Raw genomic sequence first — 24,079 nt, forward strand, 5'->3', positions numbered from 1 at the left:
TATATTCTGCCAAGAGAAACAATTGAATTAGACAAAAACATCTTGAGCGGTGCTATGATTCGCAAAAATCCTGTCTAAATTGAAGACAATTATATGCAAAGTACTGCACAAAAAGCCGCATTGCCTGCCATCACCTTGGCAGCTTTGGGCGTAGTATTCGGAGACATTGGGACGAGCCCATTATATGCGCTGCGCCAATGTTTCCTCACAGCACACTTGGCGATTAGCGAAGCGTCTGTGCTGGGTATTCTGTCCCTGATTTTCTGGTGCATCATGCTGACGATTAGTTTTAAATACGTCAGCATCATCATGCGCGCAGATAACAATGGCGAGGGCGGTATTATGTCGCTGTTGGCCTTGAATCTACGAACCACACGAATTGCCGAAAACAAAAAAATCTACCTGATTGCCCTTGGCTTTATTGGGGCATCTTTGTTCTTTGGTGATGGGATCATTACCCCCGCAATCTCTGTGTTATCCGCGATTGAAGGCTTAAGTATTGCGACGCCGATGTTTAACCAATGGCTGCAACCCTTATCGATCGGTATTTTAGCGGGGCTATTTTTAGTGCAACGCCATGGCACAGGCACGATGGGTAAATTCTTTGGGCCTTTAACGCTCATGTGGTTTTTATCCATTGGTGGTTTTGGACTATGGAGTATTTCGCAAACGCCATTTGTGTTGACCATGATCAGTCCACATTGGGCCTTCAATTTTGTGGTTCAGCAGCCTTATGTTGCATTTTTGACTATGGGTGCGGTTATCTTGACGATGACGGGTGGTGAGGCAATCTATGCCGATATGGGGCATTTTGGCCGACTCCCAATCCGCTTGGCATGGTTTATTGTGGTGATGCCGTGCTTGCTGTTGAACTATGCGGGTCAAGGTGCTTTGCTACTGCGTAATCCTGAAGCTTTAGCCAATCCATTCTATATGCTGATTCCTGAATGGGCATTGTATCCAATGATTGCTTTGGCAACTGCGGCCGCGGTGATTGCCTCTCAAGCGGTGATCACAGGGGTATTCTCCATGGTCAATCAGGCGATTCAATTGCGTTACTTGCCGCGTTTGACAGTGAAACATACCTCTGAAGTTGAACGTGGTCAGATTTATTTACCATTTATTAACTGGGCATTGTTTATCTCGGTGCTGATCTTGATCTTGCTGTTTGAAAACAGTGCGAATTTGGCCAGTGCGTACGGCGTAGCTGTGACCATGACCATGCTCTGCGGTACGATTTTGATCTCAGTTTTAGCTTATGGTTTATGGCGTTGGCCGGTTTGGAAAGTGGCGATTTTTGCAGTTCCATTTTTATTGATTGATTTGATTTTTGTTGCATCGACATCATTAAAAATCGCAGCGGGCGGTTGGGTTCCAATCCTGATTGGTGCGGTATTGTTTACGATTTTAATGACGTGGAAAGATGGACGGGCATTGGTGCTCAATCGGCTCGGTAAAGATGCTTTGCCTATTGACCTGTTTATTCGCAGTGTTAGCATGGGTAGTGAAACCAAGTTTGTTCCAGGTGATGCCGTATTCTTGACAGGAACGCCTGAGATCGTGCCTCATGCCATGTTGCATAATATTAAGCACAACAAAGTTCTGCATGAACGCAATATTATGGTTACGGTCAACACCCGAGATGTGCCATTTGTACCCGAAAATGAGCGGGTGATCACGGAAAAACTAGATGATCGATTCTATCGAATCACGATGTTTTATGGGTTTAAAGATCAGCCGAATATTCCTGCCGCTTTGGAGCATGCGTATCGTGAATTGGGATTTGAATTTGATTTAATGCAAATCAGTTTCTTTATTTCCAGAGACCGTATTATTCATACCTTGGGTGAAGGCATGGCACCTTGGCGAGAAAAGCTGTTTATCTCTATGCAGCGAAATACCAGTCCAGTCAGCGATTTTTATCAAATTCCAACCAACCGTGTGGTTGAGTTGGGCAGTCAGATTGAAATTTAAGACGTAGATTGAACTTTTAGGCATAGATTTAAAAGTTAGACACGAAAAAGCCAGATCAATTCTGGCTTTTTTTTATCTGTAATAATTAAACTTTTTAGTCCAAAGACATAGAGATCATTCTGTTGCTTTTTCTTGGGAGGAGTATGCGAGCAAAGCAACAGAATGAACATGTTGCGTTATTTCATCCTTGAAAATACGCTGATTAGTTGATTGTCGCGTCTACATCTGCAGAGGCTTCAGGCGCAGCTTGGATGGCTTCGTCAGCAACAGGTGCTTCTGGGTTGGCTTGAATTGATGCGTCTGCAGGATTTGCACTTTGAGTTTCAGGTGCTGCCATAAAAGCATCCTGCTGTGCTTGAGGTGCTTCAGGCAATGCCGCTGATGCACTATCGGCATTGACTGGCGCTTCTGCAGAAGAGGCAATGACGGGTGCAGCATTGGCATCCGTTGCTACGGCTTCAGGTGCTTGCTGTGCTGTTTCCACAGGTGCTTCAGTTACCGTGGCTTCGGGTGGATTGGCCACTGCCGTTTGTTCAGTTGGCACAGACTGCTCTGTAGGTACAGCTGCTACACTTTGCTGTTCATTTGCGAGTGCATTTTCCGCTTCAGTCGCCGCTTGTTCAGCATTTGCAGGGACTGCAGGGGCATTCGGATCGATTTGGTTTGCCTGAGCCTGTTCAGGGTTTAAGGGCTGTTCTGTTGCAGCGGCATTGACTTGTCCGGCAGGTGCTTCAAGCAATTGAACTTGACCACTTGATACCAAGTCCTGAATAGAACCGGGTTGACCATTCACAGTGGTCACAATTTTGACTTTAGACAAGCTTTCTAAAGTGTCACCGGGTTGAATCGGCGGCTCTGCAAATGCTGCTGCGCTCATTAAACCTGAAATTAAACCTAAACCTAAAATTTTAGAATGCATAGTCACTCCGTATATTTTTATCGCAATTTTTCGTATTTTTACCTTGTCATAATTCTTGAGGCGAATTCAATGAAACATACGCAACTGCTTCATGACTTCCTATAAAGACCTGCACAACTGCGACATAAAGTTACATCAACTGCTGCTTTGTTAAACAATATTTGTGTGATTGTTAAGCAAATTAAAAAAGAAAAGTGTACTAAAATATGCACCCTTGCTAAGCTGCGGAAAAATAGTCCTTTTAGAAGTCATTGTTGTAAGTCATGGTCAAAAAGAAACGCAATTCAGCAAATCCACTTTCACAGTTATTTGGGCAAAATGGCATAAAAGTGCTGTTGGGTCTGGTGGCAACAGGAAGCTTTGCTATTGCTTTCGGGCAAGAAAAAATTCAACAACTTGTTTCTATGAGCAGCACTTCAAATAGCGCCTGTTTGGACCAATTTTATCGTGAAGTGCCACCTTATTTGGTCCGTGAAAGCCTACATAAAAACAGTTTTCCACTGTGTTTTAATGGCTTTAATGTCATGTATTCAGGGATATCCAAGACACCGCTTTGGGTTGCAGAAGCATTAACCCCCGCACGCCTGAGTCAAAAAATTCCGCGTGAAGATAACTTTCATGAAGAGACTCGCGTGCCGTCTGAATATCGGGCTTTGCTGTCAGACTATAAATCTTCAGGCTATGACCGTGGACACATGGCGCCAAATGCCGATATGCCCAATAAAGCTGCGCAGTTAGATAGTTTTTCTTTGGCCAATATGGTGCCGCAAGCTCCAAAAAATAATCAGCAAGTGTGGCGTGAGTTAGAAGAAGCCACACGGGCGATAGTGACCAAACAAAAGCAAGATGTCTATGTGGTAACGGGGCCGGTATATAGTGCGAAAAAATTAAAAACCATCGGGCAAGGGGTCATCGTGCCGACCGCTACTTATAAGGCGATCTATTTGCCGAAAAAAGGTGTTGCAGGCGTGTACTATGCGGACAATACCTTGCGTGATACGGCACCGACAGTCAAAGTCATGAGTATTTGTGCGCTAGAAGAACTGACTGGAATTAATTTCTTTCCAGAATTAACTGAAGACCAAAAGCGTAATACCTACCGTTTGCCACTCAAAGCCACCCAAGTAAAAGCAAATCAAGATATCGCTTATTTGCATTGGGATGCTGAAAGCCAGTGTGCTGCAGATGTCGCAGAAGACAAGATTTTAAGTTTGCAAAAAGAGTTTAAATCGAGTGGTGGTTCTGTGGGAGAGACATCCATGGCAAGCAGTGAAAATGACAACAATCAAGATGCCTTGGTCAAACAATTGATTGAAGAAATTCTGCAATATCTGCTACAGATTTTGAAATAATTGAGTAGATAATAGCGCTGAACTGCGAGCGATGAAGAGGATCATTGCTTGCAGTTGAAATCTTTTTCACGTATTTCTATTGCTGCATCACTACAACAAAAAACAAGGATATCCATCATGTTCAAAGCATTTGAAAATGACACTGCGTCGCATGCAATTCATGACTTAACACTAGAAAATGGCCAAGATCGAATTAATATTTATGGCAATTTACAGGTGACGAAAGACCAAGCAGGTTTAGCTGCAGCGAAAGCTTTACAGGCATTTTTCAATGATGTGGTGACCACGCTTGAGGCAGAAACCAACTTAGCTGAAAAAATAGCGCAGGGCGGTGAAGAAAACGAAGTAGAAAATCCATTTCTTTAAAGCTGTGTCATCGGCCGTCGAAGGAAGCAAAGCTCAATTCGGGATGAATGAAAAAAAGCTCACAGATTGTGAGCTTTTTTATGGTGTCTTCTTCTATTTATTCGTCTTTTGCCATCAGTTTATAGATGACCGCACCAATCACCGCACCAATGATTGGGGCTACCCAAAATAGCCAAACTTGTGATAGCGCAGCAGTTTCAGCAAAGAATGCCACACCCATACTACGCGCTGGGTTGACCGAAGTATTAGTGACGGGAATGCTGATCAGATGGATCAATGTAAGCGCAAGACCGATCGCAATTGGGGCAAATCCAGCAGGGGCACGTTTATCCGTTGCTCCCATGATCACAATCAGGAAGCCAGCCGTCAGCACAATTTCAATGACTAACGCTGAGAGCATAGAGTATTTACCTGGAGATAATTCACCATAGCCATTGGTGGCAAAACCGCCGACTCCTGTAAATCCGGCCTGACCTTGTACAATGATGAATAGAATAAATGCGGCGAGGGTTGCACCCAGCAATTGAGAAATAATATAGGGTGCTAGTTCTTTCGCTTCAAAACGACCACCGGCCCACAAGCCGATACTCACGGCAGGGTTAAAATGTCCCCCTGAGATATGACCCAGCGCATAAGCAGCCGTTAACACCGTTAAACCGAAGGCCAGTGCCACGCCTGCGAAGCCAATGCCAAGTTCAGGAAAGGCCGCAGCCAAGACCGCACTACCACAACCACCAAAGACCAGCCAAAACGTACCGATCAGTTCTGCTAAATATTTATTCATTTAAAATTCCATTTGTTTTTGTCATTTGGAATAGATTTTCAATCTTTCACTCAGCATGAGTGCAATATAGTTGTGAAGTGTTGTTTTATTCATTTATTGAATATGCATAGCTTTAATGGATTTTGCTGAAAATCACAATATATAAAATGATAACTGCGTCACATTTTAACTTGCTGCTTCAATTTGCGATAAGCGCCATTGCTGTGGGGTTAAATTTCGCCATTGTTTAAAAGCACGTTGAAATGCACTCTGTTCTGAATAACCCAGCAGTAGCGCAATTTTTTGCAAACTTAAATGTGGGTCTCTTAAAAATTCTTCAGCCATCATACAGCGGACCTCCTGCATGCGTTGCTGATAGGTGCTGCCTTGTTGTTGTAAATGGCGTTGTAATTGTCGGACGGACAGATTCAGTTGAGTAGCGACATGTTCAATTTGGAACTGATTTTTTTGTAAACCCATTAAGATGGCTTGCTGTAAGCGTTGGTCGATTTGCGTGGTATTCGGCAGTTTTTCTAATAAAGACTGTGCCTGTTGCATTAACAGTTTTTGTAAGGTCTGATCGCCTTGGGAAAAGGGGCGAGACAGTTCTTGAATGGGAATAATAACCTTCGACTTTTCTTGGGAAAATCGAACTTTACAGCGAAAATATTGTTCATACTGAGCGACATTTTTCGGTGCAGGATTATGAAAATGCACTTCGTGTAAATTGATATCTTCAAAACGCATGAATAATTTTAGAAACTGCAGCATTAAGGCAATCGCAATTTCATCGGTCAATTGATTGGCCATATTCATGGGTAAATCATTCCAACCGATCGAGAAAAAATCATTTTGAATATCAATCAGCAATGGACTGCCATCGAAGATTAAGCGATGAAAATCATGGTAGCGGAGCAGCGCTTCGCCCAAGTTTTCACAGGACAGGGCAATATACGCAATAATGCCAATATGTTTGGGTTGCACATGTTCTGCAATTTCTAAACCCAGCGCCGGCTTTTGGATCTTTTGATCTAAATCCATCAATAAATCACGCCAAATGGCATAATCAAAACGCTCTAAGTTTTGAACTTTATTCAATTTTTCAGGAATAGCAATGCCTTGAGCTTGGTGATAAGCATAGAGCAAATGGCCCAGTCCTCCATAGACTGATCCTGTATAGTCCTTGAGTTGTTGCATATTTTTTTAATTCTAAATTTTGTCGTGTTTTGTCAATAATATTAAAAAAAACGGTCAATATCTAGCCCTTTTCATTACCTATAGTGGAGCTAAGAAAAGGAGATATTGGTCATGTTAAAAGGTTTTATTGCAGGGTTGGTCGTCGCCAATGCCTTTGAATGGTTCGCGCATAAATATGTTTTGCATGGGACACATCGGTCAGGCAAGCCACGTTTTAGTCCAGTACCGAAAAGCATGAAATCACATTGGGAACATCATCGTGAAGTTCGAAAAACAGATTTTCATGATCATGGCTATGTTGAAGGTGTACAGAACTGGCGCACGAAAAATGAAATTATATCTTTGGCTATAGTTGCAGGTGTATTTACGCCGTTATTTTATCCCATTTCCAAAGGAATGAGTTTGTCTGTGCTGTATTGCGCAGGGAATTATTATTATATCCATCGTCGCGCACATCTTGAGCCAGAGTGGGCGATGAAAAAGATTCCATGGCACTATGACCACCATATGAATTCAAATCAGGATGCCAATTGGTGTGTGACTAAGCCGTGGTTTGACTATATTTTAGGGACTCGAGTGATCTCCTCGGCGAAATTACAGGAGCAGAACCCATTGGGTGTGCTACTGCCGACAGCGATTGCTAAACCATTGTCACACTGGGTCAATCGGGTATTTCCTGCAAAGTGGGTCGCTGAGCGTGAAAAGCCAGCTGCACTTCTTGAAACGGTCTAATATGAACGCACCATGGGTTTTGACAACTAGCTTTGCCATTCAATTGAGCTGTCGCAATTTGTCAATAAATTATGAATCTACTGTCAATCAAATGCAGTGCAAATGCCCTATATTTAAATGATCAAAAGGCTTGTACACGACGAGTTGATTGATGAAGTTGCTATGTATATTTTTTCATTTGTTTTAAGTATCAGACCAAGTGCTGTAGTTTTTCTTGGTTTATAGGAGCCGACAAGGCTCCTTTTTTTATGTCTATAGTAAATCAATTGCATGGGCGATGCTCTGCTACAAATGAATGGCGTTGCATCGAAAATTCCAAAGCAAAAAAAAGAGCGAATCATCGCTCTTTTTCAATCCTCATTGAAAATGAATCAATTAAAGACGCATTTCAATGCCTTGTTCTGCTAGATATTTTTTCGCTTCAGGAATGGTGTGTTGACCAAAGTGGAAAATAGAGGCTGCCAGAACTGCATCTGCGCCACCTTTTAAAATGCCATCGGCCAAATGTTGTAGATTACCGACACCACCAGAAGCAATGGTTGGAATGGTCACACGGTCATTGATATTACGCATCAGTTCAAGGTCATAACCGGCTTTGGTTCCATCGGCATCCATTGAGGTTACTAATAATTCACCTGCACCGAAGTCCGCCATTTTCACCGCCCATTCGATGGCATCGATACCGGTTTCTTTACGACCACCGTGGGTGAAAATTTCCCATTTATTGTCGCCGGTTTTTTTCGCATCAATAGCAACCACAATACACTGTGCGCCAAAACGCTGAGAGGCTTCTTGTACAAATTCAGGGTTATAAATAGCCGCAGAGTTAATCGAAACTTTGTCCGCACCCGCATTTAATAACAGGCGGATATCTTCTACTTTACGCACGCCACCACCGACTGTTAATGGCACAAATACAGACTCAGCCATACGCTCTACCGTACGGTAAGTGGTATCACGACCATTTGAGGTTGCGGTAATGTCTAAGAAGGTAATTTCGTCCGCACCTTGTTCGTTATAACGGCGTGCAACTTCAACTGGATCGCCTGCATCACGAATATCAAGAAATTGAACACCTTTCACTACACGACCGTTGTCCACGTCGAGGCAAGGAATAATACGTTTAGCAAGCATAATTTTTTCCAAAAATAACAGCCGATTATGAAACTTCGCGACTTAGATGCTACACCTTAGTAGTCGGAGCGGTTATTCTATCAAAAATATGTAAGTTTTTTCGCAGGTTTTCTATGTCGGTTTATACCACTTTGACTTTAAAGGAAGTTCAGGATTTTGCAGCACCTTATGGACTGGAGGTGATTGACCTGATTCCGATTCAAGGCGGTATTCAAAATACCAACTATTTTATTGTTTGCGAAAATGGCACGCAGTATGTATTAACCGTTTTTGAAGAGATGGACGAGCAAGGTGCAGGGGAATTGGTGCCTGTCCTCGAACACTTGGGGCAGGCTGGTCTAGCTGTGCCTGTACCATTGAATCATTCAGGTAAAGCGATTCATAGTTTAAAGGATAAACCTGCACAAATTGCGCCACGCATGCAAGGTCACCATCCCATGCCTGCGAGCTTAGCGCAAGCAGAAGCGATTGCTGTAGCCCAAGCGAAAATGCATGTGGCTTTACAAGATTTCCCTTTGGAACGTGCAGAATATCGTGATCATGCTTATTGGTTACAAGTTTCACGTAATATACGTCCAACATTAAATGAAGCAGATACCACGTTACTTAACAATCTGTTGGGCTTATATGACATCTTAACGGCGATGTATCCAGACCGTCCTACTGGTTTTATTCATTCTGATCTGTTCCGTGACAATACTCTATTTGAAGGCGATCAACTCAACGGCATTTTAGACTTTTATGAGTTAAATAAAGACGAACTCTTGTTTGATATTGCTATTACTTTAAATGACTTTTGTACTGAATATCCGGATGTACATTTGAATGAAGACAAAGCCATTGCCTTTTTAAATGCCTATGAAAGCGTGCGTCCATTAACCGCAGATGAAAAATCATGCCTAGAGTTATATTTGGCGATGGCGGCGGGTCGCTTCTGGATGATGCGTTTACAGGTGGCACAGAAAAATGCGGCAGAAGGCCGTACAGGGGATGATATTTTGCAGAAAAACCCTGCTGAAATGCGTAATATGCTGATTGAACGATTAAAATTCGTCACAGCATAAATTTTAAAAACAACGAGAGGGAAAAGCATGCGTGATCAAGGACGCTTAGTAGAATGGTTTGATGACAAAGGCTACGGCTTCATTCAACCGAACGATAGCACCAAAGATCGCGTATTTTTGCACATCAAAGACTTTTCCCGTCCCGGCCCACGACCAATCGTGGGCTGCGCGTTGGATTATGCTGTGATCTTAGACGAACGCGGACGCTTTCGTGCGCAGCAAGTGCATTATTTAAAAGCCTCACAAACCAAAGCTACACAACGCCCCAATAAAAAAAATGTGGTGCAGATGCCGCGTCAGGCACAGCCGATGCAAATCTTGTGCATTGTGTATATCCTAGCCTTGGCGGGCTTATCTGTGGCGGGTTTACTCAGTGGCATGGTGCTGCTTTTTGTGAGTATTATTAATGTCCTGACCTATTGGTTCTATGCTCAAGATAAAGAAGCTGCGCAAATGGGGAACCGACGTGTGCCAGAAAATACACTGCATCTTTTGTCTTTTTTAGGTGGGTGGCCGGCGGCATGGCTGGCTCAGCAACGTTTGCGGCATAAAACACAAAAACAACCATTTCGAAAAATATATTTCTGTACTATAGCCTTTAACATATTACTGATTTTATGGCTAATTTCACCATTTAATATCCTACATATTTAGGGTGGAATGATCCGCAAAATCATCATGACGGAGAGCGAAATGAATTATTCCATTGATAAAGATCCAAACCGCCTGCTCACGATTATTTTGTATATTCTTTATATTGTGGCGATTTTTTCTGCCGGCTTGCTTGCGGTCCTCGCGTTGATTATTAATTACGTCAAACGCAGTGATGTCCGAGGCACGATTTTTGAAAGCCATTTCATTTGGCAGATCCGTACGTTTTGGTGGTATCTCATTTGGAACATCATTGCTTTCGTGCCTTTTATTTTTCTGTTCTTTACCGGCAATAATGCCAATGCCTTTGCGGGTGTGGCACTGGGAGCGAGTACCTTCTGTGTCACGGTGATCGGACTGTCTTGGTTATGGATTGTGTACCGCGCGATTAAAGGTTTAATTCGTGTCAATGACAACAGACCGATGTATGACTAATGCGAGTTCAGAACTTTTTGGCATAAAAATCTTGGCATCAAAAAAGCGGCTGTATGGGCCGCTTTTTTGATCTAATAGAGGATGCAGAAATTAGCGTTTCTTTAACCATTTCGGCCGCCATTCACTCACAATCACACCCAGAACAACACACAGTCCGCCAATGAGAGCGAGCGGTGTTAAGCGTTCACCCGCAAGTCGCCCAATGATTGCGGCCCAAACCGGTTCACCTGCATAGATGATTGCCGCCTGTGCAGGATCAACCATACGCTGCGCCCAGTTCATCACCAGTTGAATCACGGCGCTGGCCAGCCCCAATCCGCACAGTACAGCGATTAATGGCCATTCAAATTTGGGCAATGTGGTTTCACCTACCATTGGAGCAAAGCAAAAACAGAACAGTGAGGCAAATGCCAATTGTAGAACCGTCACTCTGCGTAGATTGACGCGGGGTGCAAAATAACTGATCAAGATAATTTCAAAGGCAATGGCAATCGAACCGAGCAGCGTAATGATTTGTCCAAAATTGAGCTGAATAGCGCCAAAACCATTACCCGTTAAAAAGACCAAACCGACAAAAGCCAAACTTACACCTAGCCATGTCATCACATGTGGTTTATGCCGAAAACAGAGCCACATAAAAATCGGAACCAGCGGTACATACAGCGCAGTTAAAAAAGCCGATTCGCTGCTGCTGATACTTTGCAAGCCGACTGTTTGCGTCGCATAGCCGATTGCAATTACCGCGCCAATACTTGCGCCCGCAATGACATCATATTGAGAAAAATGTCTAAGATATTTGAGCGATAACAGACTCACAGCCAGTGTAGCTGCGGCAAAACGTAGACCGACAAACAGCACTGGACTGCTAAAATTTAAACCGTATTGCACGGTGATAAAACTGGCGCCCCAAATCATGGTAATCAGGATGAGTGCGAGCTGCGGAAACTTGGCTTTCCAAGCAGATTGGACGGTTGACATGTGTATTTGATTGTTCGAAGAGGGGAAATAAAAATGAGAAATAAAAAAAGAGGCCCGAAGACCTCTTTTCTGCTCGGGTAAATTATAAGCTTTGTTGATCAAGCAGTAATTGAGCTTCACGAAGGTTCAATGTGCCTTCATAAATTGCACGACCGGTAATCGCACCTAAAATACCCGGTTGGCCTTTTAAGTTACGCACGTCGTCAAGGTTGGTCACACCACCAGATGCAATAACAGGTAAGCCAGAATACGTTGCAAGGTTAACGGTTTGTTCAACGTTCACACCTTGCATCATGCCATCACGTGCGATGTCGGTGTAGACGATGCTCGATACGCCGGCATCTGCAAAGCGTTTTGCCAAATCAGTCGCTTTCACGTCAGTGACATTTGCCCAACCATCAGTTGCCACCATGCCGTTCATGGCATCGATACCGACAATGATATGGCCTGCAAATTTTTTGCACGCTTCTTCAACAAATTCAGGCTCTTTTACCGCTTTTGTACCAATGATGACAAACGAGACGCCTGCATCAAGGTAGTGTTCAATGGTTTCAAGAGAGCGGATACCACCACCAATTTGAATTGGCAATTCAGGCTGTGCTTTAGCAATCGCTTCAACCACAGGCTTATGAATCGGTGTACCAGCGAAAGCACCGTTTAAATCTACCAAATGTAAGCGACGCGCGCCTTCATTTACCCAATGCTGTGCAGTTGCCACTGGATCGTCAGAAAATACGGTATCGTCTTCCATACGACCTTGTTTTAAACGGACACATTTGCCATCTTTCAGGTCAATTGCAGGGATGATCAGCATGCTTTCGCTCCTTGCTCAATCAAATTAAGAATGAATTTGTGCCTAATCTTATCAAATAAACGGCTATTCACTAAATGCTAATATCAGAATTGATGAATTAAAAAAGCCTGACATGTGTCAGGCTAGTGCGAATAAAGGATTGGATTTTATTCTTGGTCTAAAAAAATGCGCTGTGTATTCGCGTTTTTAGTCATTAAACATAAGCGGTTGTTTGTAATAAATCGCTGTTTACGGACTGAAGTAAGCTACCGACATCGTACAAGCCATGATTGAGGGCTGTGGTACTTTCACCGACCACTTGAACGAGATCACCGACCACAGGAAGTTCAGTGGCAATCGATGTAATCGGTGCAATGTCATCCAGTAAGGCATCTAAAGTGCCTGAAACATCTTGCACGACACCACCTACACTTGCTAATGGATCATTCAGGACGGATGTTAATAATTCGGTAGGATTAATACTGGCTACATAGTCGCCCGTTTCAGCCAACAAGCCTGTTAAATTCCCCGTAGTTTCGCCTACTGCATCCAATAGACCGCCCAGCAATGGCAGGTCAGAAAGTACATCTGTGATTGGTGCAGCCACGCCACTGAGATGATCAACCAAACCTGCAACTTCCGTCACGGTTTGGCCGACCACACCAGTTACGCCATTGAGAGCGGTCTGTACACCTCCGAGAAGATCACCGGTCGCCAGTTGATCAGCTACCGCATGTAAGCCATCACCTAAGGTGCCGACCAACTGATTTTCAACCGCGAGTACTTTTTCGATGGTCCCACCAATGAGCGGAAGCTCAGTCAGTGCATCCGTTAAGGGCGCTGTTAAGCTACTTACGGTCTCTAATACGCTGTCTACTGTATCCAAAACAGTATTTAAAACCAGTCCAACCGCTTTGCTGATCCCTTGTAAAGTCAGGCTGAGTACACCGCTGATTTTTCCTGTAAATAAGTTCAACATGTCAGGTTCTCCAAGCTTTTAAATTATGATGTGTTATGTATTTGGCAGACTTGTTTTAGCAAAAGGAGATTGATGAAAACAAATTATGAAAGTATAGAAAGAAGGAGATAAATCATGTAATTCTGCTAGAAAACCCAGAGAGATCAAAACCTTAGCTGAATAAAAATATAAATGTATATTAATGTAATTAAAATGAGTTAAATCAAAGATATAAATGTACTTAAAAGGTGCGATTTTATTGTTTTTAGACTGTGCTGTGACTATTTTTAAGGCAATAACGTACTGTTTAAATCTCTAGTGCAAATAAACTGCAAATTCATTGGCACTCTTCAGCCGATCTTTGCACTTGGTCATGCCATAGATTGGGGCAATATCCAGTTACAGAGCGGTTACATCGCTGAATATAAATTAAATCATTAAAATAATTAAGGATTTATAAATTCATGTGCGGACGAATTCTTAGTTTGAGAGAAGTATTGGGAATGGTTTTGGGCAATAAGCCACGTTGTAATAATTCTTCAAAGACCAAAACAGGGGCATAGGCATCGGCAGCGGCATAACGAATTTGCTCCGGACTTAAGCGCTTTTTGGCCCAATTCGAAGTGCTGACCGATTTAGATTTTGGAAAATTCACACGAAAAAGCAGTGCCATGGCATTTTTTAAACCGACGGGTTGGCTTAAGCCAAAAGAAGCAAAGCACTTGGAGAGTTCCAATACACTATTCAGTTCGATGCCTTTTTTACGAAATAAATGCGCATCATTTTTTAAGCCAAAACCCACTTTAATTTGATCACGATTACTCAAGATTGGTCTTAAAAAATCCCAAGTGCATTCGTTCATTTGAAACAACCACGCCTGTTGCGCCGTCGCAAGTTGGATTAAATGTGGACCGGTAGAGACCTCACCTTTACGAAAAGTCGGCTTAGATTCAGAGTCGAAACCGAATAAGGCAGTCGTCTGCAATTCATCGGCCCAGTGTTGGCATTGTTCTGCATTGTGAATGACATGGATCTGCTCTGGCACTAAATTTTGGAACAATGGAAAATTTTTAATCTGTTCTTTTGTTGGCAAAATAGGTGTCGGTAGAGCATCAGTCATTGTGATTTAATTCAAAGGCTTGTTGTTGCAGCCTAGAGCGTTTAGTAGGGAAATGCAAATACCGAGATGCGGCGTTGAGCATGAGCCTTTGACTCACCTGCCTGTCATAGCGCGTTGCTATGACAGTGATGAGAGGACTTAAAGACAGTGACCAATAGGCTTAAAGTCAGTGACGACTTAAAATAGAAAACGCGCAGTAAATAATACATTTACCAAGATCAGTAAGAATAAACCGATAAAGAGAAAGGCGAGAACCACCTCCCATGTTTTGGATTCACGTGGCTCACCATATTGATTGGCATTTGCAGACCCGGGGATGAGCATCAGCGCAATGCACATGACGATATTGAGCAACGGAATCAACTCTAAGAGTGCAAACCAGCCTGAGAGATTAAAGTCATGCAGACGACGCACTGAAAAAATCATCAAAGGGATCAGCATTAAAACATTTAGGATAAATCCAATCACTTGCGTCATTGGATTTTCAGCGTGAGCTATTAGGGCATTGAGAGTATTGGGCATCATGCTGACAATCAGCAGCATCAGTATGCTTAGCATGAGGCCATAGAAGACATTCCAACCGATAAATGACATGCGATTAAAGCGACCGTCACGGTTCCAGCCAGAGTTAATATTGGGTGAATTATTCATATTAAATGATCTTAAATTATCGTAAAAAGTATTGTTATCATTCATTTTTAGCCGCAAAAAATTGAGCTAAAAACGACATAAAAATGTGAAAAAGTACAGGATTTGATCCTGTACCAAAAAAGCGCGTTGATTATAAAGGTAAAGTACAAAAAAAGCCCACTTGTGTGAGCTTGTTTGAGTAGATGTATTGCTGTTTAGGACGATCTCGGCGGCATCTAATGATTTATCATTATTGTTGTTGAATCGTGGTTTGTTGAGAGCGGATCACATAGTTTTGGTAAGACGGAATCATGATCGCAGCAAGTATCCCGACTATAAACACCACGATATACAAAACAGCCAGCACGGTTTCCCAGCCTTTGGTCGGGCGTGGTTGTCCAAAGCTATTACTACCGCTATTACCCGGTGCAAATAACACATAGAGCGCAAATAATATATTCACTACAGGAACTAAGATCAGCAGTGCAAGCCATCCAGAATGGTCACGATCATGTAAACGACGGATTAAGAAAATGACGCTGTAATAAATGACGATGGCATACATGATAAAGAAAATAATCATGAGTGGCGTCGACATTGCACCCTCAGTCAACGCATTTTGCGCACCGGGTATGAGCAGGCCGACTACAACAGCAATTAGCGTAAAAATAATGCCGAGAAGTAGATTCCATGCAAGATATGCGCGCCGGCTAAAGCGACCACTGGCTTGGGTCGGTGAGTCAGATGTGAAGGTATTCATTATTATTCCTAGGCTTTGGTATTTTTATAAGTAGGCAAATTCTAAAATGAATATGTAGAAAATAAAAGGATGAAAAATAAACAGTACAAAAAAGCCCGCAAGGAGCGGGCTTTTTTGCGGTGAAGGAATTTTAAATATCCCATTCCACAAAGTTTTTCAGCAATTGCAGACCGGCTGTATGACTTTTTTCTGGGTGAAATTGTGTCGCAAACAAGTTTTCCTTGTGAATTGCGGTACAAAATTCCAAACCATAGTCACAGGTAGCAGCGACAATGCTTGAATCTTGCGGCTCTACATAGAAGCTATGTACGAAATAGAAACGTGCATCTTGCTCAATGTTTTTCCACATCGGGTGGCTAGGGTCTGCCTGATGCACTTGGTTCCAGCCCATGTGCGGCACTTTTAATCCCTCTACATCAGGAAAACGTTTAACCGAACCTTCAAAAATACCCAATGCATCTGCACCGCCATTTTCTTCGGAATGCTGCATTAAAGCTTGCATGCCGACACAGATCGCAAGCACAGGTTTATTAAATGCCGCTTTACGGACCACATCATCAATGCCTGCATCATGCATGCCTTGCATACAGTCACGCATTGCTCCCACACCGGGGAACACAATTTTATCTGCTTGTGCAATCAGCTTAGGATCATTGGTGACATCAACAGTTGCACCCACGTGTTCGAGGGCTTTTGCTGCTGAGTGAAGATTTCCCATGCCATAGTCAAGAAGGGCAATACGGGTCATTACAATGTTCCTTTGGTAGACGCAACAGTATTTTCGGCACGCGGGTCAACTTCACACGCCATACGTAATGCACGGGCAAAGGCTTTAAATACGCTTTCAATTTGGTGGTGGCTGTTTTTACCTTTTAGGTTGTCGATGTGCAGCGTCATTAACGCATGGTTCACAAAACCTTGGAAAAATTCAGAGAAAAGATCCACATCAAAAGTCCCGATGCGCGCGCGAGTGAATGGAATATCCATCCAAAGACCCGGACGGCCAGATAAATCCACCACGACACGACTCAGTGATTCATCAAGTGGCGCATAGAAGTGACCGTAGCGACGTAAGCCTTTTTTATTGCCCAGTGCTTGCGCAAAGGCTTGACCCAGTGTAATCCCACAGTCTTCTACAGTATGATGATCGTCAATTTCAAGATCGCCATCACAATGAATATCAATATCAAACAGACCATGTCGCTTGATTTGATCAATCATATGATCTAAAAATGGAACACCAGTGTTTAAAGTGCCTTGACCAGTACCATCAAGATTCACACGAACTCGAATTTTGGTTTCGTTGGTGTTTCTTACCACTTCACTGATACGATCTGTCATAGACACGTTCCTCAAATACGTCAAAATGATTGATGTAAAAATATTTTCGCTGTGACGAAAAGTCACCGCATATTAGATTGCTCAGGAGGGTTTATCAATGCCTATTACCGTACATGCCTATACTTCTTTGGAAAATGATGAAGTGCGCAGCCAGCTTGAGCGACTGTATGACACCAGCCCTGAGTTTAGCGACGGTTCCGATGCGATTGAACAACTTGAGCAGAACTTAGCTCAGTATACCTTAGTTTATACTGCAGAATTTAATACAAAATTGATTGGCGCGATTTGGTGTACAGGCCAAGGTGAAAGCAAAACCCTTGAATATATTGTGGTACACCCTGCAAATCGTGGGCGTGGTGTTGCAGAGCGCTTGGTCAGTGAGGCCACCCGTATGGAAGAAGAAAAAGGGGTGAAAACTTTTGAACCAGGTTGTGGCGCGATCCATCGCTGTTTGGCACACATTGGAAAAATTACTGCGGCAGAATAACCTGCCCTCCAATATAAAGCAGCCATTGAGCTGCTTTTTTGTTGGATAAATACGTTGTCGTCACAGTGGTTTCAGCTGTGAAAATTTGAAATCACTCAAAAAATAAGCAAATAATGTGAAATATTGATTTAAAAATAAACATTTGCATAAAAAATCGCAACGGATGCTTGACGCCATGAGACTGAAATTGTTTAATACGCCCCATCGGCGTGATAGCTCAGTAGGTAGAGCAACGGATTGAAAATCCGTGTGTCCCCAGTTCGATCCTGGGTCTCGCCACCATATTCAAAACTGATTTTTCAGTTTATCAATCCCTGATCCCATCAGGGATTTTTTTTGCCTAAAAAATATGCATACGAAAAATATTTTTATAAATATGATTGACTAATTAACTGAGATGCGGCTTAATACACCGCATCGGCGTGATAGCTCAGTAGGTAGAGCAACGGATTGAAAATCCGTGTGTCCCCAGTTCGATCCTGGGTCTCGCCACCATATTCGAAAAAACCTCAAACCATTGTTTGAGGTTTTTTTTCGTCTGCTGTTTTTCAGGTGTTGATATTTCGCACAGTTTAACTGCTACAATCCATGCCAGATGATGAGCCCAATAGCTATAAGAAAATTATTAAAAAATAAGGGTTAAGGTTGTGAAGAAAATATTATTTCCTGTTTTGATCGGTATGAGTGTCTTGCTGAGCGCATGTGGTGGCGGGGGCGGCAGTAATGTCGATTCTTCCTATTCTAAAACCATTATTCAAAATGGTGTGACCTATGAATGTAAAAGTGAAAATGCAGCAGCGCTTTGTGATAATGGCAATTGTTCTTCTTGTGAATCATCGCTCGATAAAATAATCACAGCATCATGCAGCACCAGTATTTCCGCAGGGCAAACAATTTTTGCCGTGACCAAAACGGGCTGTGTATCCAATATGAAATCGGGCAGCAGAATAACTGCAGCATGTGATAATGGTCTGCTTAAATTAAAAGTTGGATCTAACTTTAGCTTAAATCAGGTGATTAACACGGGTACGACGATGAGCTCTGGTGAATATATTGTCGGCACAGAAGTGCTCCGCTGTAGGCTTTAATCAAATGAACATAGATTCGTGGAGTGACAGTTGAAGCGACTTCAATATGCGGCGATTGGACTGCTCTGTTTTGCACTGGGCTATATTGCGGCATCGTGGAATGACCAACCAAGCTTGACGTCGCCGCCACCTGAGCACTCGCTTGTAACTTTGGCGACGAGTAATCCTGTGGCACTCTTGGCTTTAGATCAAGATGCCTCGGATCAACCTCATTCTAAAGATATACAGCAACAACTCAAAAGCCAACATCGTCAGCTAAAGAGCATTATTCAGCAGACTTCAGATCAACAATTGGGGCGATATTTACAGCAGGCATTTCCCAATTACAGTTTTGCAGGGATTCAAAATAAGCAACAGTTTGCGCAGCAGATGTTAGACGAGTTTCTGCAAGCTAAAAATGATCCGCAGCAGCGATTGGCAGGGCAGGCCTATGTGACAGAACAATCACAGTTAGATGTAGATCAGGTTTTACCTCGTGAAATCTATGTCACACAGCCGCTATATGCACATTTTGATACCTTGGGTAAAGTTCCAAACAATACGCAAGTCATGGTGCGTTGGACGCATCGTGATAGCGGTGAAGTGCTGCTCTTTACGCCACGCAAAGTCAGTGAGCAACAGCAACAAAACTGGGTGAGTTTCTATCCTATGACTGGATGGAAAACTGGTCATTATGATGTGAAATATTATCAAATGAATGATCAATTAAGCCCGATTGCGCAGACCAGTTTTTATATACAGCATGTGATTGAGTAAATATTTGAAGCTCAAATTTTATCGCTGAAGCTATGACTTAAGTGCTAGTTTCCGACCCTAAAAATTCGATTAAAGTGATAAAAAAACAACCAATGAATCCCCGCAATGAAAGATCTTTTCTCTACAGGGAGTGCGCTGTATCAACAAGCACGTCCAAGTTATTCTGCTGAAGTCGTCGATAGCATCTTGCAGCATGTTGCCGTGCGTGAACTGGCATGGGACTGCGGTGCAGGTTCAGGTCAATTTACCAAAGGTTTGGCACCCTATTTTCAACAGGTTTTAGCGACAGATCTGAGTGCTGAGCAATTGGCACAAGCACCCAATTTAGATAATGTGCGTTATGAGCAAGCTAGCGCCGAACATTGTCCGCTTGCCGACCATTCAGCGGATTTAATCACAGTCGCGCAAGCGATTCATTGGTTCGATTTTGCTGCATTTTATGCAGAAGTACGACGCGTATTGAAACCCCAAGGTCATATCGCCATTGTGGGTTATGGTCTGATTCAATTTGAACACGCGGAATTGAACCAGCTTTTACAGGATCTGTATTTTGTCACGTTAAAAGGCTATTGGGATGCTGAACGTTGTTACATCGACGAAGAATATCGCAGTATTCCGTTTCCATTTCAGGAGTTAGCGACACCTCAGCTGTTTTTAAATTACAGGTGGAGTTCACAGCAAATTTTGGACTATTTGCAAACATGGTCTGGGTTAAAACATTATCAACAGCAACATCCGATACTTCAACCATGTGCAGCTTTGCACGACTTCTTTAGCCGTCATCCGCAGCAAGAGTTTGCTTTGTCATTTCCTGTGCTGTTAAGAATTGGAACAGTATAAAAAAGAAAAAGCAGTGGTAATGCAGATAGGTAAAGGATGATATCTCAAGTCCAGAATGAGCAACGTGAGGTTTAAACTAGCTGTGCTATCCTGCCGTTTGTCGGGGTTAAATCCAGTGAATTGATTAATTGTTGTACAATAATAGCAGTGTAAATTTTTTCAATTTTCTATTTTTAAATCTCTTGGAATGAACATGATGAATCTCCCTAAATCTGTTTCCGTTTTGGTTTTTGTTAGTGCAGCAATGACGGCTATGAGTACATTGGCTGCGGAAAAAGCCACTACAAAAGCTGATGAAACCGAACAACAAGCTATTCAGATGCCTGCTTTAACCATTATGGCAGAGCGTGAAATGCGTGCAGAGACGGGCATTGTTGAGTATCAAGAGCAGGTGGATCGCCGTAAAGCCTTACAGCAACGGGTGATGCAACTTGAGCGTGATACTCAAAACAAAGGTGTCGATGCAACAATCGTGTCAAATATTGATATCTTACCTGCCACAGCAGTGCCAGATATGTCGAATTTATCGCCTTTGATGCAACAGCATGTTTTAAATATTGCCGCAGGTTTGCAGTCTTCTGACCCACGCAATGGTTTATATATTATGTTGCAACCCTTTGGGATTGACCGTAATGCGACCAATGTGCAAATCAGTCGTGAGCAAATCAATCTCGGAAACATCGACCGTCAGTTAAATACCAATCCGATTAAGACCCCATAATCGAATACATCTCTACAGTACATTGAAGGCGAAAATTCATGTTTTATCCATGAATTTTCGTTTTGATGGCATGCGCAATTTAAGTCTATTTACATTGATGTTTTCAAATAGCCTTCTTAAAAAGCATGGCTATTTTATCGTCAATCTTCAAACTTTTGGTTAAACTGAATAAAAGGGCATTCGGAGCTCATTATGCCGCGTATCTTTGTTGTCTTGGCCAGTGCTACGGTATTGGTCTTTGGATGGATGTTTTATCAATATTCAGTACAGCAAAAAGAAGCTGTGCAACTCTCGACCTATGAAACGGTTTTGCGTGAAAAAACCGAGCAAATTTTTCAGCAAGCTCAGCACTGGGAAGAGCCGATACAACTCAATGTGACAGATGCACGGCTAACGGGGGATTATAAAATCATGTCGGATTTTATTTTGAGCCAAATGCTGCAGCGTGCAGAAGCACGGAATCAATATATTCGTGATCTTAAAGCACTGAATTGGGATAAATTTCTCGATATCGATCGCTTATTAAAAGATAAAAAAAACCAATATCAAGAGACTGAGCAAATGCTGCAGCAGGTGCATGCAGTGGTCGATGCTTATGAACAAAAAACCACACAGCAAGAGGAAAATGGTTTAGCGCAGGCCAAACAGTTGGCGGTCAAACAGGTGTTTCGTCAGCAAATTGCGCAGAGTTTAAGAGACAGTCGTGATAGTGATGAGTCGCATGCTTTATTTGAGTTAGAAAAGCAAAGCTTGGCGAAGGCTGATGAGCTCTTTGCTGTGCTGAAAGCCAATAAATGGGAAAAGAAAAATAAATTATTTATGTTCTATGAAGATGCGCCTTTAAAGCAGTTTAATCAGCTTTATACAGAGATGTTAGCGCTCAATGCACAAATGGATGAGATCCGCCAAAAGAACCGTTCAGAGTTGAAACAAAAGCTTTAACTGACTGTCATCTCTCTTTCAAAATTGCGCGATAAAGTGGCTTATAGCAAGGTTTTACATCATATAGAGGTCCATGCTCATGCGAGCTATTCAGATTTTTGATGATATTCAGCAGGTCTATATCGACTTTATCGCGAACCGCCAATATCCACGTTTGGAAAGTTTAAACAATTGGGGCAAGAACCGTTTTTTCTTCAGTCAGTATTTTCGCATGATTGAAGATTGGCATCTGACTGAACAGATTGTGATTGAATTTAATCAACAATTTTATAGTTTGGATACAGGGACGGCGCCTGACTTTATGGATCAAGATAAATACATGGCTTGGTTGATGGAACAATTACAAATATTAAAATAAGTCCTTTTCATTCAAATTATTCAGCACAACTTCGAGACATGTTATGCAAGTGAAAGCCATCCTTTAGCGGATGGCTTTTTTGTTGTTATCGAGCATCATTTTGGGAACTGAGTTCCGAACTAGCACGAATGGCGCAAAAAACATTGGCTTTAAAACAGTCTTTGATTGTTTAAATTGCAAATTTAATACAACTATCAACCAATAGTGTGACTTAAATCACTTAAAATACGCCGAAAATTTAAACATAACTTTTTAGCCAGCAGCCCATAACTCATAAGAAGCTGAGCTGTATTGAACTTGCAAAAATTCTAACCTTAGACCGATTGGCTTTGAATGAAAGGTTTATCGCCATTTTTAGAGACGATTTTTTTAGCGTATGAAAAAATTAATACTGCTATGGCTTGCCATATGTGCGGTTTCATTGGTGTCGATAGGCTATACCTATGAATTATTCATTAGCCCTGTTTGGGTGGTAAATGCATTCGCTGCCTATGGCATGGTTTTAATGCGAAAGCATTTAAGTCACGATTTACTGATCGTGCTTTATGCTTTTAGTGCGATCTTTGTGGCTTCGCTGATGGTCGATCCTGCCAAAATCTTAGAAGATAAATTTCTCCTGTGTGCGATTTCGGCATTTCAGATTTGGGTATTTATTAAAGCCTATTTAGCGCTGAGCCATTTAAAAAAACGCCGCTTTAAGCGAACCCTAATGTTAGCTGTTCCGAGTATCGTGAGTGCTTTTGCAGGCAGTCTCTTGTTTGTGGCGTGCTTTCAGATGGACAACCAATACTTTGCCTTTGTTGATTATTTTCTAGAGCAATTTGCAACAAGTTTGGCTGTGGTGTGTTTACTGTTTGGTGTTCAGCGCTGGATGAATGTGCCGTGGGTGGATTATGGCTATCTGATCGTGGCACTGGCCATCAGATCTTCTATGCTTGCATGGTCTTGCCTTTATTGATGTGTTACTACGCGATCAAATATGACTTCAAAACCTTTTGCTGGCTGATTGGCTTAATGACGCTGATCTGTGGCTGGTATGGTGCCATGCCATTGGCTGGGGAATATTGGTCGGATGCACAGGTACATATGCTCTCGCGGATCAGTTCTTATCGTTTGGCATTGGGTATTTATTTGATCATTTTTCTGTTTATTTGTGAGCTGTATGCACGAAATAAACGTCTATATTTGGCTTTGCAACGTGTAAGTTTTTGCGATGAGTTGACGGGACTGAAAAATCGCCATGCCTTTAAAGAACAAATATTTATAGAGGGTGCGGTTGATAAAGGCTGTGTCATTTTGCTCGATGTCGATAATTTTAAAAAAATTAATGACCAATATGGACACCAAATGGGGGACAGTGTTTTGGTGCATTTGGCAAAAATCTTAAAAAATTGTAGTCCACGCGCGAGTTTTATTAGTCGTTGGGGCGGTGAAGAATTTTTAATTTTGCTCGAAGGTGCCGATTTGGAGCAGGGTAAAATGTTGTGTGAAACAATTTTGGAACGCTGCGAACATGTGCCGTTTCGAAAAGATCAATTAAGGCTAGATGTCAGCTTTAGTATGGGCTTGGCCAAGTTTCAACAGTTGAGTTTGTCCAATTACTCCACGACTTTACAACATGTCGATGCCTGCCTATATCAGGCGAAATCACAAGGGAAAAATCAGTTTGTTTATCAAAAGATTATTCCGTTGTCAGAAAGCAGTATTGCAGTCTAAATGG

28 protein-coding genes and 2 tRNA genes are annotated in these 24,079 nt (G+C 42.4%); 18 read left to right on the forward strand and 12 right to left on the reverse strand.

What is annotated here, in order from left to right:
* Positions 1-93: 93 nt before the first annotated feature.
* Complete coding sequence (locus tag MST16_RS01135; RefSeq protein WP_078193161.1) at positions 94-1,974, forward strand: potassium transporter Kup; 1,881 nt, start codon at positions 94-96, stop codon at positions 1,972-1,974.
* A 202-nt stretch (positions 1,975-2,176) separates the two neighbouring features.
* Here MST16_RS01135 and MST16_RS17485 read toward each other — a convergent pair whose 3' ends face one another.
* Positions 2,177-2,893 (reverse strand): hypothetical protein, encoded by a 717-nt coding sequence (locus tag MST16_RS17485; protein WP_180009245.1) that lies wholly within the window; start codon positions 2,891-2,893, stop codon positions 2,177-2,179.
* 263 nt (positions 2,894-3,156) lie between these two features.
* On the opposite strand from MST16_RS17485, the gene MST16_RS01145 reads away from it, so the two are divergent.
* Both MST16_RS01145 and MST16_RS01150 read left to right on the forward strand, forming a co-directional pair.
* Positions 3,157-4,245 (forward strand): DNA/RNA non-specific endonuclease, encoded by a 1,089-nt coding sequence (locus MST16_RS01145; protein ID WP_078193159.1) that lies wholly within the window; start codon positions 3,157-3,159, stop codon positions 4,243-4,245.
* Positions 4,246-4,362: 117 nt separating this feature from the next.
* Complete coding sequence (locus tag MST16_RS01150) at positions 4,363-4,611, forward strand: hypothetical protein (protein WP_180002780.1); 249 nt, start codon at positions 4,363-4,365, stop codon at positions 4,609-4,611.
* A 97-nt stretch (positions 4,612-4,708) separates the two neighbouring features.
* Here MST16_RS01150 and aqpZ read toward each other — a convergent pair whose 3' ends face one another.
* Positions 4,709-5,395, reverse strand: a complete 687-nt coding sequence (gene aqpZ, locus MST16_RS01155; RefSeq protein WP_180002782.1) for an aquaporin Z — start codon at positions 5,393-5,395, stop codon at positions 4,709-4,711.
* A gap of 165 nt (positions 5,396-5,560) precedes the next feature.
* Positions 5,561-6,571: an AraC family transcriptional regulator gene (locus MST16_RS01160; RefSeq protein ID WP_180010581.1), complete on the reverse strand. Its 1,011-nt coding sequence runs from the start codon at positions 6,569-6,571 to the stop codon at positions 5,561-5,563.
* Positions 6,572-6,682: 111 nt separating this feature from the next.
* Here MST16_RS01160 and MST16_RS01165 point away from each other — a divergent pair, with 111 nt between their 5' ends.
* Entirely contained in the window at positions 6,683-7,303 is a 621-nt protein-coding gene (locus tag MST16_RS01165) for a hypothetical protein (protein WP_180010579.1), read from the forward strand.
* Between the two features lie 375 nt (positions 7,304-7,678).
* Here the strand turns inward: MST16_RS01165 and hisF are convergent, their stop codons facing one another.
* Positions 7,679-8,440, reverse strand: coding sequence for an imidazole glycerol phosphate synthase subunit HisF (gene hisF / locus MST16_RS01170; protein WP_306670495.1), 762 nt, complete (start codon positions 8,438-8,440; stop codon positions 7,679-7,681).
* Between the two features lie 110 nt (positions 8,441-8,550).
* On the opposite strand from hisF, the gene MST16_RS01175 reads away from it, so the two are divergent.
* The 3 genes from MST16_RS01175 to MST16_RS01185 are packed head-to-tail and all read left to right on the forward strand — an operon-like array spanning position 8,551 to position 10,587.
* Positions 8,551-9,501 carry a homoserine kinase gene (locus MST16_RS01175; RefSeq protein WP_180010576.1) on the forward strand — a complete coding sequence of 317 codons (951 nt, stop codon included), beginning with the start codon at positions 8,551-8,553 and terminating at the stop codon, positions 9,499-9,501.
* 27 nt (positions 9,502-9,528) lie between these two features.
* Positions 9,529-10,155 (forward strand): DUF1294 domain-containing protein, encoded by a 627-nt coding sequence (locus MST16_RS01180; protein ID WP_180010574.1) that lies wholly within the window; start codon positions 9,529-9,531, stop codon positions 10,153-10,155.
* Between the two features lie 39 nt (positions 10,156-10,194).
* On the forward strand, positions 10,195-10,587 hold the full coding sequence (locus tag MST16_RS01185; protein WP_078193309.1) for a hypothetical protein: 393 nt from the start codon (positions 10,195-10,197) through the stop codon (positions 10,585-10,587).
* A gap of 90 nt (positions 10,588-10,677) precedes the next feature.
* Here MST16_RS01185 and MST16_RS01190 read toward each other — a convergent pair whose 3' ends face one another.
* From MST16_RS01190 to hisB, 8 genes are all read right to left on the reverse strand, one after another.
* The gene (locus MST16_RS01190; RefSeq protein WP_180010573.1) at positions 10,678-11,565 is read right to left on the reverse strand and encodes a DMT family transporter; all 888 of its coding nucleotides are present in this window, start codon (positions 11,563-11,565) and stop codon (positions 10,678-10,680) included.
* An 82-nt stretch (positions 11,566-11,647) separates the two neighbouring features.
* Positions 11,648-12,379, reverse strand: coding sequence for a 1-(5-phosphoribosyl)-5-[(5-phosphoribosylamino)methylideneamino]imidazole-4-carboxamide isomerase (gene hisA, locus MST16_RS01195; protein WP_078190493.1), 732 nt, complete (start codon positions 12,377-12,379; stop codon positions 11,648-11,650).
* A gap of 193 nt (positions 12,380-12,572) precedes the next feature.
* On the reverse strand, positions 12,573-13,337 hold the full coding sequence (locus MST16_RS01200; RefSeq protein ID WP_180010572.1) for a hypothetical protein: 765 nt from the start codon (positions 13,335-13,337) through the stop codon (positions 12,573-12,575).
* Between the two features lie 433 nt (positions 13,338-13,770).
* Positions 13,771-14,436 (reverse strand): 3'-5' exonuclease, encoded by a 666-nt coding sequence (locus MST16_RS01205; protein WP_180010571.1) that lies wholly within the window; start codon positions 14,434-14,436, stop codon positions 13,771-13,773.
* Between the two features lie 177 nt (positions 14,437-14,613).
* Positions 14,614-15,087, reverse strand: coding sequence for a DUF805 domain-containing protein (locus tag MST16_RS01210; protein WP_180002795.1), 474 nt, complete (start codon positions 15,085-15,087; stop codon positions 14,614-14,616).
* Between the two features lie 229 nt (positions 15,088-15,316).
* A complete protein-coding gene (locus tag MST16_RS01215; RefSeq protein WP_180009276.1) occupies positions 15,317-15,826 on the reverse strand; it encodes a DUF805 domain-containing protein in 510 nt (169 codons plus the stop codon).
* Between the two features lie 130 nt (positions 15,827-15,956).
* Positions 15,957-16,574 (reverse strand): imidazole glycerol phosphate synthase subunit HisH, encoded by a 618-nt coding sequence (gene hisH, locus MST16_RS01220; RefSeq protein WP_180002797.1) that lies wholly within the window; start codon positions 16,572-16,574, stop codon positions 15,957-15,959.
* Positions 16,574-17,167, reverse strand: a complete 594-nt coding sequence (hisB, locus tag MST16_RS01225) for an imidazoleglycerol-phosphate dehydratase HisB (RefSeq protein ID WP_078190487.1) — start codon at positions 17,165-17,167, stop codon at positions 16,574-16,576. Before hisB ends, hisH begins: the two co-directional genes overlap by 1 nt.
* 97 nt (positions 17,168-17,264) lie before the next feature.
* Here hisB and MST16_RS01230 point away from each other — a divergent pair, with 97 nt between their 5' ends.
* The 11 genes from MST16_RS01230 to MST16_RS01280 all read left to right on the forward strand — a co-directional run bounded on the left by MST16_RS01230 (position 17,265) and on the right by MST16_RS01280 (position 24,075).
* The gene (locus MST16_RS01230) at positions 17,265-17,654 is read left to right on the forward strand and encodes a GNAT family N-acetyltransferase (RefSeq protein WP_078190486.1); all 390 of its coding nucleotides are present in this window, start codon (positions 17,265-17,267) and stop codon (positions 17,652-17,654) included.
* Between the two features lie 206 nt (positions 17,655-17,860).
* Positions 17,861-17,936, forward strand: a tRNA-Phe gene (locus MST16_RS01235).
* A gap of 137 nt (positions 17,937-18,073) precedes the next feature.
* Positions 18,074-18,149 (forward strand) — tRNA-Phe (locus MST16_RS01240).
* 152 nt (positions 18,150-18,301) lie between these two features.
* Positions 18,302-18,742 carry a hypothetical protein gene (locus MST16_RS01245; RefSeq protein WP_257245672.1) on the forward strand — a complete coding sequence of 147 codons (441 nt, stop codon included), beginning with the start codon at positions 18,302-18,304 and terminating at the stop codon, positions 18,740-18,742.
* A 30-nt stretch (positions 18,743-18,772) separates the two neighbouring features.
* Complete coding sequence (locus MST16_RS01250) at positions 18,773-19,498, forward strand: hypothetical protein (protein ID WP_180010570.1); 726 nt, start codon at positions 18,773-18,775, stop codon at positions 19,496-19,498.
* 105 nt (positions 19,499-19,603) lie between these two features.
* Positions 19,604-20,338, forward strand: a complete 735-nt coding sequence (locus MST16_RS01255; protein ID WP_180010569.1) for a class I SAM-dependent methyltransferase — start codon at positions 19,604-19,606, stop codon at positions 20,336-20,338.
* A gap of 193 nt (positions 20,339-20,531) precedes the next feature.
* A complete protein-coding gene (locus tag MST16_RS01260; RefSeq protein ID WP_373683023.1) occupies positions 20,532-21,059 on the forward strand; it encodes a hypothetical protein in 528 nt (175 codons plus the stop codon).
* A 192-nt stretch (positions 21,060-21,251) separates the two neighbouring features.
* A complete protein-coding gene (locus tag MST16_RS01265; RefSeq protein ID WP_111885958.1) occupies positions 21,252-22,001 on the forward strand; it encodes a hypothetical protein in 750 nt (249 codons plus the stop codon).
* A 79-nt stretch (positions 22,002-22,080) separates the two neighbouring features.
* Entirely contained in the window at positions 22,081-22,359 is a 279-nt protein-coding gene (locus MST16_RS01270; RefSeq protein WP_078190480.1) for a hypothetical protein, read from the forward strand.
* 376 nt (positions 22,360-22,735) lie between these two features.
* A complete protein-coding gene (locus MST16_RS01275) occupies positions 22,736-23,317 on the forward strand; it encodes a hypothetical protein (RefSeq protein WP_180010568.1) in 582 nt (193 codons plus the stop codon).
* On the forward strand, positions 23,242-24,075 hold the full coding sequence (locus tag MST16_RS01280) for a GGDEF domain-containing protein (RefSeq protein ID WP_180010567.1): 834 nt from the start codon (positions 23,242-23,244) through the stop codon (positions 24,073-24,075). The genes MST16_RS01275 and MST16_RS01280 overlap by 76 nt, the downstream gene beginning before the upstream one ends.
* Positions 24,076-24,079 lie beyond the last annotated feature (4 nt).

Source organism: Acinetobacter sp. YH16040_T (assembly GCF_024605785.1).
GTDB lineage: Bacteria > Pseudomonadota > Gammaproteobacteria > Pseudomonadales > Moraxellaceae > Acinetobacter > Acinetobacter amyesii.